Source organism: Candidatus Streptomyces philanthi, from assembly GCF_059553635.1.
Window position 1 is genome coordinate 1 of the sequence record NZ_JCANQV010000044.1, and the last position, 16,926, is coordinate 16,926.

17 protein-coding genes are annotated in these 16,926 nt (G+C 71.9%); 13 read left to right on the top strand and 4 right to left on the bottom strand.

Annotated features, from left to right (window positions below; translation table 11 throughout):
* Nucleotides 1–114 precede the first annotated feature (114 nt).
* The 7 genes from AC51EU_RS08175 to AC51EU_RS08205 all read left to right on the top strand — a co-directional run bounded on the left by AC51EU_RS08175 (nt 115) and on the right by AC51EU_RS08205 (nt 6,092).
* Nucleotides 115–1,455 carry a TadA family conjugal transfer-associated ATPase gene (locus tag AC51EU_RS08175; protein WP_496266012.1) on the top strand — a complete coding sequence of 447 codons (1,341 nt, stop codon included), beginning with the start codon at nt 115–117 and terminating at the stop codon, nt 1,453–1,455.
* Complete coding sequence (locus AC51EU_RS08180; protein ID WP_496266013.1) at nt 1,452–2,399, top strand: type II secretion system F family protein; 948 nt, start codon at nt 1,452–1,454, stop codon at nt 2,397–2,399. Before AC51EU_RS08175 ends, AC51EU_RS08180 begins: the two co-directional genes overlap by 4 nt.
* A gap of 11 nt (nt 2,400–2,410) precedes the next feature.
* Nucleotides 2,411–3,304, top strand: a complete 894-nt coding sequence (locus tag AC51EU_RS08185; RefSeq protein WP_496266014.1) for a DUF5936 domain-containing protein — start codon at nt 2,411–2,413, stop codon at nt 3,302–3,304.
* Nucleotides 3,305–3,770: 466 nt separating this feature from the next.
* Nucleotides 3,771–3,935, top strand: coding sequence for a hypothetical protein (locus tag AC51EU_RS08190; RefSeq protein ID WP_496266015.1), 165 nt, complete (start codon nt 3,771–3,773; stop codon nt 3,933–3,935).
* A 41-nt stretch (nt 3,936–3,976) separates the two neighbouring features.
* Nucleotides 3,977–4,717, top strand: a complete 741-nt coding sequence (locus AC51EU_RS08195; protein ID WP_496266016.1) for a pilus assembly protein TadG-related protein — start codon at nt 3,977–3,979, stop codon at nt 4,715–4,717.
* A gap of 88 nt (nt 4,718–4,805) precedes the next feature.
* Nucleotides 4,806–5,390 carry a hypothetical protein gene (locus tag AC51EU_RS08200; RefSeq protein ID WP_496266017.1) on the top strand — a complete coding sequence of 195 codons (585 nt, stop codon included), beginning with the start codon at nt 4,806–4,808 and terminating at the stop codon, nt 5,388–5,390.
* Nucleotides 5,391–5,399: 9 nt separating this feature from the next.
* The gene (locus AC51EU_RS08205) at nt 5,400–6,092 is read left to right on the top strand and encodes an OmpA family protein (protein ID WP_496266018.1); all 693 of its coding nucleotides are present in this window, start codon (nt 5,400–5,402) and stop codon (nt 6,090–6,092) included.
* A 7-nt stretch (nt 6,093–6,099) separates the two neighbouring features.
* On the opposite strand, the gene AC51EU_RS08210 is transcribed toward AC51EU_RS08205, so the two are convergent.
* Nucleotides 6,100–6,465: a DUF192 domain-containing protein gene (locus AC51EU_RS08210; RefSeq protein WP_496266020.1), complete on the bottom strand. Its 366-nt coding sequence runs from the start codon at nt 6,463–6,465 to the stop codon at nt 6,100–6,102.
* A 175-nt stretch (nt 6,466–6,640) separates the two neighbouring features.
* Here AC51EU_RS08210 and AC51EU_RS08215 point away from each other — a divergent pair, with 175 nt between their 5' ends.
* Nucleotides 6,641–7,351, top strand: a complete 711-nt coding sequence (locus AC51EU_RS08215) for a prepilin peptidase (RefSeq protein WP_496266035.1) — start codon at nt 6,641–6,643, stop codon at nt 7,349–7,351.
* Between the two features lie 777 nt (nt 7,352–8,128).
* On the opposite strand, the gene mgrA is transcribed toward AC51EU_RS08215, so the two are convergent.
* Nucleotides 8,129–9,166 (bottom strand): L-glyceraldehyde 3-phosphate reductase, encoded by a 1,038-nt coding sequence (gene mgrA / locus AC51EU_RS08220; protein WP_496266021.1) that lies wholly within the window; start codon nt 9,164–9,166, stop codon nt 8,129–8,131.
* Between the two features lie 140 nt (nt 9,167–9,306).
* On the opposite strand from mgrA, the gene AC51EU_RS08225 reads away from it, so the two are divergent.
* From AC51EU_RS08225 to AC51EU_RS08240, 4 genes are all read left to right on the top strand, one after another.
* Nucleotides 9,307–10,086 (top strand): isoprenyl transferase, encoded by a 780-nt coding sequence (locus AC51EU_RS08225; protein ID WP_496266037.1) that lies wholly within the window; start codon nt 9,307–9,309, stop codon nt 10,084–10,086.
* A 456-nt stretch (nt 10,087–10,542) separates the two neighbouring features.
* Entirely contained in the window at nt 10,543–11,880 is a 1,338-nt protein-coding gene (gene phoH2, locus AC51EU_RS08230) for an RNA 5'-3' helicase PhoH2 (protein WP_496266022.1), read from the top strand.
* A gap of 410 nt (nt 11,881–12,290) precedes the next feature.
* The gene (locus AC51EU_RS08235) at nt 12,291–13,007 is read left to right on the top strand and encodes an aggregation-promoting factor C-terminal-like domain-containing protein (RefSeq protein WP_496266023.1); all 717 of its coding nucleotides are present in this window, start codon (nt 12,291–12,293) and stop codon (nt 13,005–13,007) included.
* Nucleotides 13,008–13,130: 123 nt separating this feature from the next.
* Complete coding sequence (locus AC51EU_RS08240) at nt 13,131–14,609, top strand: AI-2E family transporter (protein ID WP_496266024.1); 1,479 nt, start codon at nt 13,131–13,133, stop codon at nt 14,607–14,609.
* Nucleotides 14,610–14,693: 84 nt separating this feature from the next.
* On the opposite strand, the gene AC51EU_RS08245 is transcribed toward AC51EU_RS08240, so the two are convergent.
* Complete coding sequence (locus AC51EU_RS08245) at nt 14,694–15,227, bottom strand: alkyl hydroperoxide reductase (RefSeq protein WP_496266025.1); 534 nt, start codon at nt 15,225–15,227, stop codon at nt 14,694–14,696.
* Between the two features lie 11 nt (nt 15,228–15,238).
* Nucleotides 15,239–15,793, bottom strand: a complete 555-nt coding sequence (locus tag AC51EU_RS08250) for a peroxiredoxin (RefSeq protein ID WP_335941352.1) — start codon at nt 15,791–15,793, stop codon at nt 15,239–15,241.
* A gap of 153 nt (nt 15,794–15,946) precedes the next feature.
* On the opposite strand from AC51EU_RS08250, the gene AC51EU_RS08255 reads away from it, so the two are divergent.
* Nucleotides 15,947–16,918 (top strand): hydrogen peroxide-inducible genes activator, encoded by a 972-nt coding sequence (locus AC51EU_RS08255; RefSeq protein WP_496266026.1) that lies wholly within the window; start codon nt 15,947–15,949, stop codon nt 16,916–16,918.
* The last annotated feature ends 8 nt before the right edge of the window (nt 16,919–16,926 follow it).

The following is a 16,926-nucleotide window of genomic DNA, read 5'->3' on the forward strand; positions in this document are numbered from 1 at the left end:
GGCCAGCCGCAGCGCGACCATGCCCCGGCCGGCGGACGCGGAGCGGGCCGCGCTGGGCGCGCCCGCCCTGGCGGCCCTGTACCTCACGGCAGCCCCGGAAGGACCCACCGCCCCATGAGCCTGAAAGGCCGGATCATCGCCCCCGAGCCCGCGGGGGAGGCGCGGCACGACGGCCATCTGGTCGCCGTCTACCGCGCCAAGCTGCTCGCCGAGATCGATCTCGCCGAGATGTCCTCGCTGACCGCCGCCGAGCGCCGCCAGCGGCTGGAGCGGGTCCTGGGGCACATCATCAGCCGCGAGGGCCCGGTCCTGTCCACCTCCGAACGCGCCCAGCTCATCCGCCGGGTGGTCGACGAGGCCCTGGGGCTGGGCGTCCTCGAACCGCTGCTGGAGGACGCCTCCATCACCGAGATCATGGTCAACGGGCCCGACCAGGTCTACGTCGAACGCGCCGGCCGGGTCGAACTCGTCCCCGTCCGCTTCGCCTCGCACGAGCAGCTGATGCAGACCATCGAACGCATCGTCTCCACCGTCAACCGCCGCGTCGACGAGTCCCATCCGATGGTCGACGCCCGGCTGCCGACCGGCGAACGCGTCAATGTCATCATCCCGCCGCTCGCCCTCAACGGCGCCACCCTCACCATCCGCCGCTTCCCCCGCGCCTACACCCTCGCCGAACTCATCGGCATGGGCACCCTCGACGAGCAGATGCTGGTACTGCTCGCCGGACTGGTGCGCGCCAAGTTCAACGTCGTCGTCTCCGGCGCCACCGGCGCGGGCAAGACCACCCTGCTCAACGCGCTCTCCGGCCTGATCCCCGACGGCGAACGGATCATCACCGTCGAGGACGCCGCCGAACTCCAGCTCCAGCAGACCCATGTCATCCGCCTCGAAGCGCGCCCCCCGAACGTCGAGGGCAAGGGCCGCATCACCATCCGCGACCTCGTCCGCAACTCCCTGCGCATGCGCCCGGACCGCATCATCGTCGGCGAGGTCCGCGGCGGCGAGACCCTCGACATGCTCCAGGCGATGTCCACCGGCCACGACGGCTCCCTCGCCACCGTGCACGCCAACAACGCCGAGGACGCCCTGATGCGGCTCCAGACCCTCGCCTCCATGTCGGACGTCTCCATCCCCTTCGAGGCCCTGCGCGACCAGATCAACAGCGCCGTCGACTGCATCGTCCAACTCGGCAGGCACGCCGACGGGTCCCGCCGCATCACCGAGGTCGCCCTCCTCGACTCCCGCGGCCACGAGGACTACCGCCTCGTCACCGTCTGCCGCTTCGACGCCGCACCGATCGGCGCCGACCGCACCGTGCACGGCAGCTTCCGCTACTTCCCGCTGCCCCGCCGGGTCGCCGAACGCCTCGTCATGGCCGGCGAACCCGGCCTGCCCGCCTTCGGCGTCGCCACCGAGGCCGACCAGCTCGCCACCCGGAAGGCCACACCGTGACAGGCAGCGACCTCCTCGCCCCGCTCACCGCCGGCGCCACCCTGCTGTGCGGGGCCCTCGCCGTCGCCGGACTGCGCGTCCACGCCGCCGGCCGCGCCCAGCGGCAGGCCGTCGTCGACCGCCTCGCCGACGAGCCCCCGCTGCCCGCCACCGGGCGCCGCCGCCGCTTCCCCTCCGTCGACCGGGCCCTGAACGGCACCCGCCTCGGCCGCCGTATCGAACTGAGGCTCGCCGCCACCGGCCTCGACATCACCCCCGGCGAGTTCTTCGTCGCCATGGTCGGCGCGGTCCTCGTCCTGTGGACCGTCGCACACCTCACGCTCGCCGCGTTCTTCGGCCCGATCGCCGCCCTCATCGGTGTCTGGGCCGCCTTCGCTTTCCTCAACTGGCAGCGGCAGAAACGCATCGAGCGGTTCATCAACCAGCTCCCCGAACTCTCCCGCATCCTCGCCAACGCCACCCAGGCCGGACTCGCCCTGCGCACCGCCCTCGGTATGGCCGCCGAGGAACTGGAGGCCCCCGCGGGCGAGGAGCTGACCAAGGTCTCCGACAAGCTCGCCGTCGGCCACTCCGTCGACGAGGCCCTGGGCGAACTCGCCGAACGGCTGCCCTCCCGCGAACTCGTCGTCCTCGTCACCACCCTGATTCTCGCCAACCGCGCGGGCGGCACCGTCGTCGGCTCGCTCCGCAATCTCACCAGGACCCTGGAGGAACGCAAGGAGACCCGCCGCGAGGTCCGCACCCAGCTCTCCCAGGTCGTCGTCACCGCCTATGTCGTCCCCCTGCTCGGCATCGGCACCCTGCTGCTGATGAACCGCATCGCCCCCGGCGCCATCGACCGGATGACCTCCTCCTTCCTCGGACAGCTCGCCGTCGTCGCGGCGTTCGTCCTCTACGGCACGGGCTTCTTCCTCATCCGCCGCCTCTCCAAGATCGACGTCTAGGAACGGTGCCCATGACCCTCGCCCTCCTGCTCGCCGCACTCTCCGCCCTCGCGGTCGCCGGCGTCTGCGGCGGCGTGGCCCTCTACCGCAGTGAGGCCCGCCTGCCGCCCGACCTCGCCCTCTCCCTGGAGGTCGGCGCGACCCGGACCACCGCCGTCGGCTCCGCCCTCGACCGCGCGGGCATGCGCTACGCGCCCACCGTGCTGCGCCTGATGGGCGACCGGCGCGTCGCCAGGGTCCGCCGCCGCATCGACCTGGCCGGCAACCCCGGCGGACTGACCGTCGACCGCTACGCCGCCCGCCGCGCCGTCTACGGGGCCCTCGGCTTCGGCGGCGCCCTGGTGATGTTCCTGCGCGGGCAGCCGCTCCTCGGCCTGCTGATGATCCTCTTCGGCTGCTTCTGGACCGAGGTCGGCATCTGGGCCGCCGTACGCCAGCGCAAGGACGCCATCGAACGCACCCTGCCCGACTTCCTGGACGTCCTCGCCGTCGTGGTCAGCGCGGGCCTGGGCTTCCGCCAGGCCCTCGACCGGGTGGCCGAACGCTACGAGGGCCCGTGGGCCGACGAACTGAGGATCACCCTGCGCCAGATGGACATGGGCGTCAGCCGCCGCGAGGCGTTCGAGGAACTGCGCAAACGCAACGACTCCGAGCAGGTCGCCCAGTTCGTCACCGCGCTCCAGCAGGGCGAGGAGCTGGGCGCGCCGATCGTCGGGACGCTGATCCAGATCGCCAACGACATGCGCCGCACCGACGCCCAGAACGCCCGCCGGCGCGCCGCCCGCGCGGTCCCCAAGGCCACCATGGTCGTCACCACCTTCATGGTCCCGGCCACGATGATCCTGCTGATCGCGGGGTTCTTCCTGGGCTCGGGAACGGACTTCGGGGCGATGGTCGGGCGCTGACGCCCCGTCATGTGCGTTCCGGCGCGCGACGCGCCCGGGGCGTACGGGACGCCCGTACCCGGGCGGCTCGGCGGGGGCGCCGGAGGGGCACGGCCGAAAGCGCTCCCGGCCCGCGACGCGCTGGGCGCCAACACCTTCGCGGGAGCAACGAGTTGTGCCACAGTGGATTTCCGGCGGCGTCCCCCGCACCCCGGTGCGGTCGGACCGGCCGGTCCGGGTGGTGTCGGCACGGCTGCGGTTCCCGCGGGAACCCGATGATCGGGGGTGGACGAGGTGCGGCTTCCCGGCCGAATTCCATCGTTCGGCCCAATCCCTGTGTCCCGTCCTGGGGAATGGGTACCGATTCCGTGTTCCGGGAAGACCGGACCGGCGTACGTTGCCCGTGTCGCGGACGCGGACGAGCGTGCCGGCGCCACGACACACCAACCGGACCAGAGCGGGACAGCCGCCCATGGAGGGAAAGACGATGGCGAAGCGGGTTTTGGGGAACGACCGGGGACAGACCTCGATCGAGTACCTCGGCATCATCGCGGTGGTCGTGGCGATCGTCCTGGTGCTGTCCACCACCGACTTCGGCAGCCAGATCGCCAACGCCATCGCCAACAAGATCTCGTCCGTCGTCGGCATCTGACCCCGGCCACCACCGGAACCGCACGGTCGGCCCGCACGGTCATGAGGCCCCAGGCACCGCTCCCCGCCCGCCGCCGTCACGACGCCGGACAGGCATTCCCCGTCTACGTCGTGGCGATCGCGGGCCTGCTCTTCCTCGCCCTCGCCTTCTTCGCCGTCGGCCAGGCCGCGGCCACCCGCAACGGCGCCCAGACCGCCGCCGACGCGGCCGCGCTCGCCGCCGGCCAGAAGTACCGCGACGAACTGGGCCGCGCGTTCCTCGACGCGCTGCGCGACGGGTCGGCCTGGGAGGACCTGCTCGAAGGCCGCGGCCCCGCCTCGTCGGTGGCCTGCGACAGCGCCCGCTGGTTCGCCGGCAGCAACGGCGCCGACCTCTCCTCCTGCGTACCCGACTCCTGGCCCACGTCGTTCTCCGTGACCGTCAGGACCCGTAACGCCGTGGGCCGTTCGGTCGTCCCCGGCACCGAGTCCACCCACGCCACGGCGCGGGCCACCGCCGTCGTCTCCCCCCGCTGCACGGCACGCCCCGCCCCGCCGGACGGCGACGGGAAGGACACGGGGGACGACGCGAAGGACGACGGCAAGGACGGGGACCGGGCCAAGGACGGCGAGGACGGCAAGGGCGGCTCCGGTGACGGTGACCGTCCCCTCCCCGCGCCGCCCGGCATCTCCCTCGACCTCACCTGCGACGGCACGTCCTGGCACCTGGACCCCGACGTCCTCCGGCACGGCCTCCGTCTTCCGCACCTCTCCGACCTGTTCTCCGTACGGCTGGCCCGATGACCACGCACCCCCTCCGTCCCCGAACCCCCGCGGCCCTCACGCCCCACGTTTCCCGATCCCGCACCCGATCCCGGAGGAATCGCCACCCATGAGCATTCGGCGCACCACGAAAGCCGCCCGAGGGACGGTCGCCATCGCGGGCGCGGTCGGCCTGGCGCTCGTCGTGGCCGGCTGCGGCGGCGGGGGAAACGGCGGAGTGCCTCCGGCGGACGCCAAACCCCCGGCCCCGAGCACCGTTCCCCGGGACGGCGGCTCCGCCGCGCCGGCCGCCGAGACCGGCAAGGAGATCGCCGAGATGAAGGGCCCGGACGGCGTCGTCGTCACCCTCCAGTCCGTCGTCCGCGACGCGGGCGGCTTCGTCACCGTCAGCGGAACGGTCACCAACCGCGGCACCACCGTCTTCAACGCCATCGACTGGCGCTCCAACGAGACGCAGCTGCACTCGCGTTCGTCCCTCTCCGGCGCCACCCTCGTCGACAAGGCCGGCAAGAAGCGCTATCTGGTGCTGCGCGACACCAACGGCGAATGCCTGTGCACCACGGGCCTGAGCGGGCTGCGGCCCGGCGCGAGCCGCCCGGTCTTCGCACAGTTCCCGGCACCGCCGGCCAAGGTGACGGAGGTCGACTTCCAGCTCCCGACCATGCCGCCGGCCTCGGTGCGGATCACGGAGTAGGAGGGGCCGATGACCATCACGCCACACCCCGTCCGCCTGCTGCGGCGCTGTCCGGCCACCGGAGGCCGCACCGCCCCCGCCGTCCGCAGGACCGTGGTCGTCGCCACCGCCACCCTGCTGCTGACGATCACCTTCACCGTCCCCTCCGCGTTCCCCGCCGACCGCTCCCCGCACGCCGTCACCCCGCCCGGCGTCACCGAGGACACCGGCGCGACGGTCCCCATCGACCCGGACGACCCCGATCTGCGCATGGTCCAGGGCGCCCGGCTGGCCCCGCCCAAGGTCCTCAACATCGAGTCCGTGGTGGAGACCGACGACGGTTCCGAACGCCGCCAGGACACCAACGACAACGTCACCTTCGCCCTCCAGGCCGAGGTGCTGTTCACCAAGGACAGTTCCTCCCTCGGCGGTGAGGCGCTCACCCGCGTCGCCGACATCGCCGCGGAGGCCAAGCGGCAGCACGCCACCGACCTGCGGGTCTTCGGCTTCACCGACAACCTCGGGTCGTCCTCCCACGGGGTGACGCTGTCCCGCAAACGCGCCGACGCCGTCCAGCAGGCCCTCGCCGAGGACCTCGACTCCTCCGTCTCGTACCAGATCCGCGGCTACGGGGAACTGTTCCCCATCGCCGACAACAGCACGGAGGAGGGCCGCCGCAAGAACCGCAGGGTCGAGGTCAGCTTCCCGCGCGGCGGTTCCTGAACGCCCGTCATCCGCCGTCCGTCCGTACCGTGAGGCGGACGCCCTCGCGCAGGCCCCAGCGGGCCATCGCGCCGGCCTCCGCCTCCAGGACGTGCCGGGCACGCGGCCGGGGGAGACCCATCCGGCCGGGACGCATGGTGCGTACGGACAGCACCGTGAAGTCCCGTGCCAGATAGGCGACATCGAGCGGGAAGCGCATACGGAAGGTGTGGACCCCGCTCGCCGGGGTGAGCAGCAGGGCGCCCTCGACGCCGTCGCGGCCCAACAGGCCCCGGGTGCGCGCCCGGTAGGACGCGGCGATCTCGACGGGGACCGCGAAGCGGGCGTCGTCCGCGCGGGTCAGGATTCCGGTGCCGTTCGTCCAGCGGGTCATGCGCGCCGTTCTACCAGGCCGGGCGGGGAACGGGCGACGTACGCGGGCGGGGCGCGGGCACACCGCGGCGGGTGCGCCGACGCGCCGGTGTGCCGCGGGAACCTTCCGGCGCCCGGCCCCGTTCCCGGCACCCGCCCCGTAGGGTCGTCGCGTGCCGCTGACGCTGATCGCGCTGATGACGCTCGCCGCCGCCTACGGTGCCGCCACCGGGCTGCTGCTCCCCAGGGCCGCCCACCGGCTGGCCGTCCCCCCGGAGGACACCTGGCGGGCGGAGTGCCCCGGCGGCCATCCGATCACCGGACCGGCCCGCGGCTGGCTGGGACGGGCGCACTGCGCGCACTGCGGGACGTACGGGCCCGGGACGGCCGTGACGGCCGCGGTGACCGGGGCGGTGTGCGCGGCGCTGGCCGCCGCCACCGGCGCCCGGCCGGAACTCGCCGCCTGGCTGCTGATGACACCGGTCGCGGTACTGCTGGCGCTCGTCGACTGGCGGGTCGGTCGGCTGCCGGACGTCCTGACGCTGACACTCGCCGCCGTGGGGGTGGTGGCACTGGCGTGTGCCGGGGGGCCGGACGGTGCGTGGCCGCGGGCGCTGGCCGGCGGGCTGGTGCTGGGCGCCTGCTATCTGCTGCTCTTCCTCGTCAACCCGAGCGGTCTCGGACTGGGTGACGTCAAGCTGGCGATCGGTCTGGGGGTCGCTCTTGGGTGGTACGGCTGGCACACCGTGCTCACCGGCGGCGCGGCCGGGATCCTCCTGGGCGCGCTCTACGCGGTGACGCTGCTGGCGCGGGGGAGGGGACGCCGGGGCGCGTCGATGCCCCTGGGCCCCTTCATGCTCGCCGGGGCCTTCTGCGGCCTGCTCTCCGGGGCCGGTACGGGCATCTGACCCGGTCGTACGGGCCGCCGGTACGGCTCGGGCCGGGCCCTGTACGACGACCGTACGGACAGCGGGCGCACGGCCCTCGGGCGTCGCGCCCTGTGTGCGCCGGAGCACGGAGCGGATGCGCCGGGGCGCGCCGGGTTGCACATGGTGCGCACAGCACCCCCCTCGCGGGGTTATGGTGGAAACCCCCCCTCGGGCCGGTCCGTATCCCCCCCCACGGACCGGCCCGCTTTCTTTTCCCGGCGTCCCGCTCCCGGCCCACGGGCCCGTACCTCTCCGGCGGACGCCGCGGCTCCCCCGCCTTCCCTGCCCGGACCTGCGGGTTTCTCCCCGCCCGGCGAGGGGTGCGGACGGCCGGTGATCTTCCCTCGCGCGCCGGGCGCCACGCGGACGGCCGACGGCGCCCCGCCACGCGCCGTCCGCCGCTCCCGAGTGTCCCGGGCCCGGCGGCGGTCCTGTCCGGCGTGCTCCGTCTGCGCCCCCCATGCGCCCGTTGTGCCCTTCGTCACGCATAAGGGGTGTGCCGGAGATGCGATATGCGTCACTCATGCGGCCTATGCCGCTTCCTGGGCCGGCCCCGTACCGGGTCTCCCTCCCGTACGCCGCGCCGCGACCGGCCGCCGGGGCCGGGGGCGGACCGCCGCCACCCGTACGGCCCCCCGCCCGGAACGTCCGCACGCCGCGTGCGCGGAGCCGTCCGCCGAGGGCCCGTACGGCGTGGCCCCTCACCCGTACGGCCGCCGCCGTACGCTCCTTCGGCCGTACGGCGGCGGAGCGGGTTCAGCGGCGTCCGGCCCAGATGTTCACGCCGTCCGTCGTCGTGGCGAACCGATCGATTTCGGCCAGCTCCTCCTCCGTGAGGGGCGGGGCGTCGAGCGCGGCGACATTGGCCTCCAGCTGGGCGACGCTGCTGGCGCCCGTCAGCGCCGAGGTCATGCGCGGGTCGCGGAGCACCCAGCGCAGCGCCGTCTGCGCCAGCGACTGGCCCCGCCGGGCGGCGATGTCGTTCAGACCGCGCAGCCGGCGCACGACCTCGTCGGTGAGCAGCCCCGGGTCCAGGGACTTGCCCTGGGCGGCGCGGGAGCTCTCCGGGACGCCCTGGAGGTACTTGTCGGTCAGCAGGCCCTGGGCCAGCGGCGCGAAGGAGATGCAGCCCATCCCCTCGGCCTCCAGGGTGTCCAGCAGCCCGTCGTCCTCGGTCCAGCGGTTGATCATCGAGTACGACGGCTGGTGGATCAGCGCGGGTACCCCCAGCTCCCGCAGGATGCCGGCCGCCTCCCGGGTCTGCTCGGCGTTGTACGACGAGACGCCGACGTACAACGCCTTGCCCCGCCGCACGGCGGACGCCAGCGCGCCCATCGTCTCCTCCAGCGGGGTATGGGGGTCGAAGCGGTGCGAGTAGAAGATATCGACGTAATCGACACCCATCCGCTTCAGTGAGGCGTCGAGCGACGAGAGAAGGTATTTCCGGGAACCCCATTCGCCGTAAGGACCCGGATGCATCAGATATCCGGCCTTGGTGGAGAGAATCATCTCGTCGCGGTAGGGCCGGAAGTCCTGCGCGAAGAGCTTTCCGAAGTTCAGCTCGGCGGAACCCGGCGGCGGGCCGTAGTTGTTGGCCAGGTCGAAGTGTGTCACGCCCAGGTCGAAGGCCCTGCGCAGGATGTCCCGCTGGGAACTCAAGGTGCGGTCGTCACCGAAGTTGTGCCACAGTCCGAGGGAGATGGCCGGAAGTTTGAGGCCGCTGCGGCCCGAGCGCCGATACTCCATCGAGTCATAGCGCGAATCCGCGGCGCCGTAGGGAGAGGTGCCAGTCATGGTCCTCTCCTTATCACGGACTTGTGACACACCTGATTGGGCCGTCGAGAGACCCGAGAAGTAAAGTTGCCGACTTGAGGCGACGGGGCGACCGCCATGGGCACGGAGGGGCTGGACCACACATGCTGCGATCTTCCGGGATGCGCATCCCGTATCCGCCTGCACTGCGCAAATGGGTTTACCGCATGTACGCGCGCCGGGTGGAGGGGCGCCTGGACCACACCCAGGTCCCCAAGCACATCGGCGTCATCCTGGACGGCAACCGCCGCTGGGCGCGGGCCGACGGCCGCACCACCGAGCAGGGCCACCAGGCCGGAGCGGCCAAGATCGGCGAGCTGCTGGGCTGGTGCGCGGAGACCGAGGTCGAGGTCGTCACGCTCTGGCTGCTGTCGACGGACAACCTGGACCGGCCCGAGGGCGAGCTGACCCCGCTGCTCGGCATCATCGAGAACACCGTGCGCGACCTGGCGGCCGACGGGCGCTGGCGGGTGCACCACGTCGGCAACGCCGATCTGCTGCCGGACGGCACCCAGCGGGTCCTCAAGGAGGCCGAGCAGGCCACCCTCGACAACACCGGCATCCTCGTCAATGTCGCGGTCGGCTACGGCGGGCGCCAGGAGATCGCGGACGCGGTCCGCTCGCTGCTGCTGGAGCACGCCGAGCGCGGCACCTCCTTCGAGGAACTGGCCGAGATCGTCGACATCGACCTGATCTCCGAGCACCTCTACACCCGCGGCCAGCCCGACCCGGACCTGGTCATCCGCACCAGCGGCGAGCAGCGCCTCTCCGGCTTCATGCTCTGGCAGAGCGCCCATTCGGAGTACTACTTCTGCGAGGTCTTCTGGCCCGCGTTCCGGAAGGTCGACTTCCTGCGCGCCCTGCGCGACTACGCGGCCCGGAACCGGCGGTACGGCTTCTAGCCGGCAACAGGAGTCCGGCGGAGGACCGGGCCGCACCCTCGGGGTGACGGCCCGTCGTCCTTTTCGGCCGCTCGTCCGGCGCGGCGCCTCTCACCTGCGGTGACGCCCGTAACGATCACCTGTTCACGGACAGTTCACCGACCGTCTGTCATATGCCGTGGCATGGCGGCACGGCATCGCGGGAATGTTCCTCCCAGATCGGCGTCCGGGACCGGACATCGGACGCCGCGTCTCAGCGGGCGGCGCGGGAGCCGCCCGCCCGGGAGGCCCTTTGCACATCACGGACGACCGTGCGCAGCGCACGGACGACGCGAAGGGCCGGTGCTCGGCCCGCGCACTGTGGCCAGAGACCGGTCCGGTCGCTCTGCGGCCGGGGGCCCGGGGACCCTCCCCCGAGGCCCGACCGCCCCGCGACGCCGTCGCACCCCGACCTCATGCGAGGGGGTACGTCCACCCGTGGTGAACAGCAGCAAGCGCCGTGACAACGGCCGGCGCACCTACGTCCTGGACACCAGCGTCCTGCTGGCCGATCCAGGCGCCATGGCCCGCTTCGACGAGCACGAGGTCGTGCTGCCCGTCGTCGTGGTCACGGAGTTGGAGGCCAAGAGGCACCATCCGGAACTCGGCTACTTCGCCCGGCAGGCACTGCGTCTGCTCGACGAGTACCGGGTGCGGTACGGGCGGCTCGACGCGCCCCTGCCCATCGGGGAGCTGGGCGGCACGCTCAGAGTGGAGCTGAACCACTCCGACCCCGGTCTGCTGCCCGCCGCCTTCCTCACCGGGCACAGCCGTCTCGGTGACAACGATTCGCGCATCCTGGCGGTCGCCCGCAACCTCCAGGCGGAGGGGTACGACGTCACCGTCGTCTCCAAGGATCTGCCGATGCGCATCAAGGCGTCCTCCGTGGGGCTGCTGGCCGAGGAGTACCGCGCGGAACTGGCCGTCACCGACTCCGGCTGGACGGGGATGAGCGAACTCACCGTCACCGCCGAGGAGGTCGACGCGCTCTTCGCCGACGAGGTCACCGCCGTCTCCGGCGCGGAGGACCTGCCCGTCCACACCGGCCTGGTGCTCCAGTCGGAGCGGGGCAGGGCGCTGGGGCGGGTCACCGCCGAGGGCGCGGTGCGGCTGGTACGCGGCGACCGGGAGGCGTTCGGCATCCACGGCCGCAGCGCGGAGCAGCGCATCGCCCTGGACCTGCTGCTCGACCCGGAGGTCGGCATCGTCTCGATGGGCGGCCGGGCCGGTACGGGCAAGTCGGCGCTGGCGCTGTGCGCGGGGCTGGAGGCGGTGCTGGAGCGCCGGCAGCACCGCAAGGTGATGGTGTTCCGGCCGTTGTACGCGGTGGGCGGACAGGAACTGGGCTATCTGCCGGGCAGCGAGGCGGAGAAGATGAGCCCCTGGGCCCAGGCCGTCTTCGACACGTTGTCCGCGGTGACCACCAAGGACGTCATCGAGGAGGTCGTGGAGCGGGGGATGCTGGAGGTCCTGCCGCTCACCCACATCCGGGGCCGTTCGCTGCACGACGCGTTCGTCGTCGTCGATGAGGCGCAGTCCCTGGAGCGCAACGTCCTGTTGACCGTTCTGTCCCGTATCGGGGCGAATTCGCGTGTGGTGTTGACGCATGATGTCGCCCAGCGCGACAACCTCCGGGTCGGCAGGTACGACGGTGTGGTCGCGGTGGTGGAGAAGCTGAAGGGGCATCCGCTGTTCGCCCATGTCACGCTCAGCCGCTCGGAGCGGTCCCCGATCGCCGCCCTGGTGACCGAAATGCTGGAGGAGGGCCGGGTCTGACCGGGTGTGGACCCGCGGCGCCGTCCGGCAAAGCGCAGGAGCTTAGTCGGACGGCGCCCGTACGCGCGGGAACATCCACGAATCCTTGCGGCCAAACGGGGTGTGAGCTTTCACACGCAACGGAGAATTGATTCCCGGCGTCTCGTTCGGGCAGAGTCTGGGTCCTGTCAGGCCCCGCATACGGCATACCCGCACCCCCAGCGGTGCGGACCCCACCGAACTGCATAGAGACCGCCGTGTGCCGCCCGAGCACCACGCGGACCCCTCGCGGGGGACGTACCGGGTCCGTGCCTCCCGTGGCCAGTCGTCCCCCACCGCTCAACAGGGGGACGGAACAAGGGGAGGCCAGCGCCAGGGGCACGATTGCGTCCGCGAGGTCACCTATGCGGACGATGCTGGAAGGAATACGTGTGAGCCGGATCTCGGTCCGGGGATTCGCCGTGGCCTCCGCCACCGCGGTCACCACCGTCGGCGCCGTTGTCGGCGTCGCCGCGGGCAGCGGGCAGTCCACGGTCGCCAACGCCGAGGCGACCGCGGCCGACGCGACGATCGCCGAAATCCCCGCAGGCCAGCAGGCCCAGGTGCAGACGGCGTCCCTGACGCAGCAGGCGGACGACCAGTACACCCAGGCCGACGCCGCCGCGCTCAAGGCCGCCCAGGAAACGGCACGCAAGGCCGCCGCGCAGACCGCGCAGGAGAAGAAGGACGCGGCCGACGAGGAGAAGGCCGCCAAGGCCAAGAAGGACGCCGAGGAGCGGAAGAAGAAGGAGGAGCTGGCAGCCAACCGTTCCTCCGACCGCACCGACATCGGCGACCTGGTCGGCAAGAGCTCGTACACCGTCGCCGAGACGCAGGCCCTCGCACGGCAGATCGTCCCCGGCGACCAGTTCCAGTGCTTCAGCAACATCGTCAGCCATGAGTCCGGTTGGAACTACCGGGCCACCAACGCCTCCTCGGGTGCCTACGGCCTCGTCCAGGCGCTGCCCGGCACCAAGATGTCCTCCGCGGGCGCCGACTGGCAGACCAACCCGGCCACGCAGATCAAGTGGGGCCTGAACTACATGAACGGCCGCTACGGCAGCCCCTGCGGCGCCTGGTCGTTCTGGCAGGCCAACAGCTGGTACTGAGCCCCGCTCCGTACCCGTCGCACAACCGAGACCCCCGACCGCGTCAGCGGCGGGGGTTTTCGTACGTGCGGACGGGTAACGTCGGTTCCGTCAGGAGCGCAGCGGGACGGAAAAGGAAGCGACATGTCGAGATTGCCGCACTGGGTCGGCGGAGCCGGCGCCGGTCTTACGCGGCTCGCGCAGCGGCTGGAGGAGCAGCGCCGCCGCGCGGAGGCCGCGGCGGCGGCCGACGACCCCGCGGAACTGCGCGAGAGCACGGGCCCCGTGGAGCTGCGGAAAACCACGGACACCGTGGCCGCCCAGGCGCCCGGCGACGTCCCGGCGGACACCGCCGAACGCAAGGATGTCCCCCCGAAGGACACCGCCCCGAAGCAAGCGGACCCGGCGCCGCGCCCACCGGAGTCGGTGCCCGCGCCGCCCTCCTACGCGCCGGCCGTCGCGGCCCGCCCCGACCCCGTCCAGGCGGTGCCGTGGGGGGTACGGGTCGCCGCCGAGGCCGGCTGGCGGCTGCTGGTGCTGGCCGGGACGGTATGGGTGCTGGCCCAGATCATCACCGCCCTCGACCTGGTCGTCCTGGCCTTCGTCGCGTCGCTGCTGATCACCGCGCTGCTCCAGCCGACGGTGGCGTGGCTGCGGCGGCACGGGCTGCCGCGCGGTCTGGCCACGGCGCTGACCTTCGTCGGCGGGTTCGTGGTGATGGGGCTGGTCTGCTGGTTCGTGGTGTGGCAGGTGCAGGCGAACATCGACCTGCTCTCGTACCGCATCCAGCAGGGCATCACCGAGTTGAAGGGCTGGCTGCTCAAGAGCCCGTTCCATGTGACCGAGAGCCAGATCAACGGCATCGCCAAGAACCTCCAGGACGCCGTCGGCGCCAACACCGAGGCGATCACCTCGGCGGGGCTGGAGGGCGTCACCGTCGTCCTGGAGGTGCTCACCGGCATCCTCCTGGCGATGTTCACCACGCTGTTCCTGCTCTACGACGGCCGGCGGATCTGGACCTGGCTGCTCAAGCTGGTCCCCTCCGCGGCGCGGGAGGGCGTGGCCGGGGCCGGTCCGCGGGCCTGGCGGACGCTGACGGCCTATGTGCGCGGCACGGTGCTGGTCGCGTTGATCGACGCCGTGTTCATCGGCATCGGCCTGTACTTCCTCGATGTCCCGCTGGCGGTCCCGCTCGCCGTCTTCATCTTCCTGTTCGCGTTCATCCCGCTGGTGGGTGCGGTGATCTCCGGCGCGCTGGCGTGTGTGGTCGCGCTGGTGACGCAGGGGGTGTTCACGGCATTGATGGTGCTGGTGGTGGTGTTGGCGGTGCAGCAGATCGAGGGGCATGTGCTGCAACCGTTCATCCTCGGGCGCGCGGTGCGCGTCCACCCGCTGGCGGTGATCCTCTCCGTCGCGGCCGGCGGCCTGGTGGCCGGGATCGGCGGTGCGGTGGTGGCCGTCCCGCTGGTCGCCGTCAGCAACACCGTCGTCGGCTATCTGCGCGCCTACTCGCAGGAGCAGGCGGTCCAGGCGGTGCCGCGGGCCCAGGGCGCGACGGGCCCGGCGAAGGAACCGGCCCGGGTGCCGGCGGGCGCGCCCGCGCCCGAGCCCGCGGGGGAGTAGCACCCCGGTCCGGAACACACACGACCCCGCGGACATGTCGTCCGCGGGGTCGTGTGGTGTCCTACCGCTGCGCGTACCGCCGGATCACTCCGCCAGTGCGGCCTCGGCGTCGAGCGTGGCGCCGACGGCCTGGAGAACGGAGGCGATCTTGAATGCCTCCTGGATCGTCTCGCGGTCCACGCCGGCCTTCCGGAGCACCTGCTCGTGCGAGTCGAGGCACATGCCGCAGCCATTGACGGCCGAGACGGCCAGCGACCACAGCTCGAAGTCGACCTTCTCCACACCGGGGTTGCCGATGACGTTCATCCGCAGACCGGCGCGCAGCGTCCCGTACTCCGGGTCGGAGAGCAGGTGGCGCGTCCGGTAGAAGACGTTGTTCATCGCCATGATGGCGGCGGCCGACTTGGCGGCGGTGTACGCCTCGGGGGAGAGGTTGGCCTTCGCCTCGGGCTCCAGCTCACGCAGCACCTTCGGCGAGCGCGAGGCGATCGCGCAGGCCAGGACGGTGCCCCACAGCTGCTGCTGCGGCAGCGGGCTGTTGCCGATGACCGAACCGAGGTTCAGCCTGAGGTCCTTGGCGTAGTCCGGAACGGCGGACTTCAGATCGTCGAGTGCCATGAGGGATCAGCTCACTCGCCCGCGAGGAGCGCGACCGGGTCGAGGGTGTCGTCGCCCTTGGACCAGTTGCAGGGGCACAGCTCGTCGGTCTGCAGGGCGTCCAGGACCCGCAGGACCTCCTTGGGGTTACGGCCGACGGAGCCGGCGGTCACCATGGTGAACTGGATCTCGTTGTTCTGGTCGACGATGAAGACGGCGCGCTGCGCGAAGCCGTCCTCGCCCTCGATGCCGAGCGCGCGCATCAGCTCGTGCTTGGAGTCGGCCAGCATCGGGAAGGGCAGGTCGGTCAGGTCCGGGTGGTCCTTGCGCCAGGCGTGGTGCACGAACTCGGAGTCGCCGGAGAAGCCGAGGATCTGCGCGTCACGGTCGGCGAACTCGTCGTTCAGCTTGCCGAAGGCGGCGATCTCGGTGGGGCACACGAAGGTGAAGTCCTTCGGCCACGCGAAGACGATCTTCCACTTGCCCTCGTAGGTCTTGTGGTCGATCTGCTCGAACTCCTTGCCCTTCTCCAGAGAGACACAGGCGGTCAGATCGAACTCGGGGAACTTGTCACCGACAGTGAGCACGCGTTCTCCTTGCAGCAGAGAAAGGCCCGCGTAATGTCCCTTTTAAGGGGTACGGGGTCTTTCTTACGGGGTTGGACGGGTTACACCTTGCCACAGTCGGCATTGATCAGGGAAATAGCTAGACTGGTTGATGTTGATCGGAGGTGGTTATCAGTGACGTCCCCTGCGAGCCCTGCCGGGCGGTCCCGGCAGCCGCGCCAACCCAGCCTCGCCCAGCTGCGGGCCTTCGCCGCCGTGGCGGAGCACCTGCACTTCAGGGAGGCGGCGGCCGAGATCGGGATGAGCCAGCCCGCGCTGTCCGGCGCGGTCTCCGCCCTGGAGGAAGCGCTCGGCGTGCAACTCCTGGAGCGTACGACGCGCAAGGTGCTGCTCTCCCCGGCGGGGGAGCGCATCGCCGTACGCGCCCGGGCCGTGCTGGAAGCGGTCGGTGATCTGCTGGAGGAGGCGGAGGCGGCCCGCGCCCCCTTCACCGGCGTGCTGCGGCTCGGCGTCATCCCGACCGTCGCACCGTATCTGCTGCCCACGGTGCTGCGGCTGGTCCACGGCACCTACCCGGACCTCGACCTCCAGGTCCACGAGGAGCAGACCGCCTCCCTGCTCGACGGGCTCGCCCACGGGCGGCTCGACCTGCTGCTGCTCGCCGTCCCCCTCGGCGTCCCGAACCTGACCGAACTGCCCCTCTTCGACGAGGACTTCGTCCTGGTGGCCCCCCAGGACCACTGGCTCGGCGGCCGCGGCGACATCCCCCGCCAGGCCCTGAGAGAACTGGACCTGCTGCTCCTCGACGAGGGCCACTGCCTGCGTGACCAGGCGCTGGACATCTGCCGCGAGGCGGGCCGGGAGGCCGGCGCCCCCGAGGCGACCAGCGCGGCCGGACTGTCCACCCTCGTCCAGCTCGTGGCCGGCGGACTCGGCGTCACCCTGCTGCCGCGCACCGCGCTGCGCGTCGAGACCGGCCGCAACGACCTGCTGACCACCGCGTACTTCGCCGACCCCGCGCCGTCCCGGCGGATCGCCCTGGTCATGCGCAGCGGCGCCGCCCGGCAGCGCGAGTTCGAGGAGTTCGCCGGCGCGCTGCGGAAGGAGCTGCGCGGACTGCCGGTACGGATCGTCGAGGGGGAGTGACCGGCGCC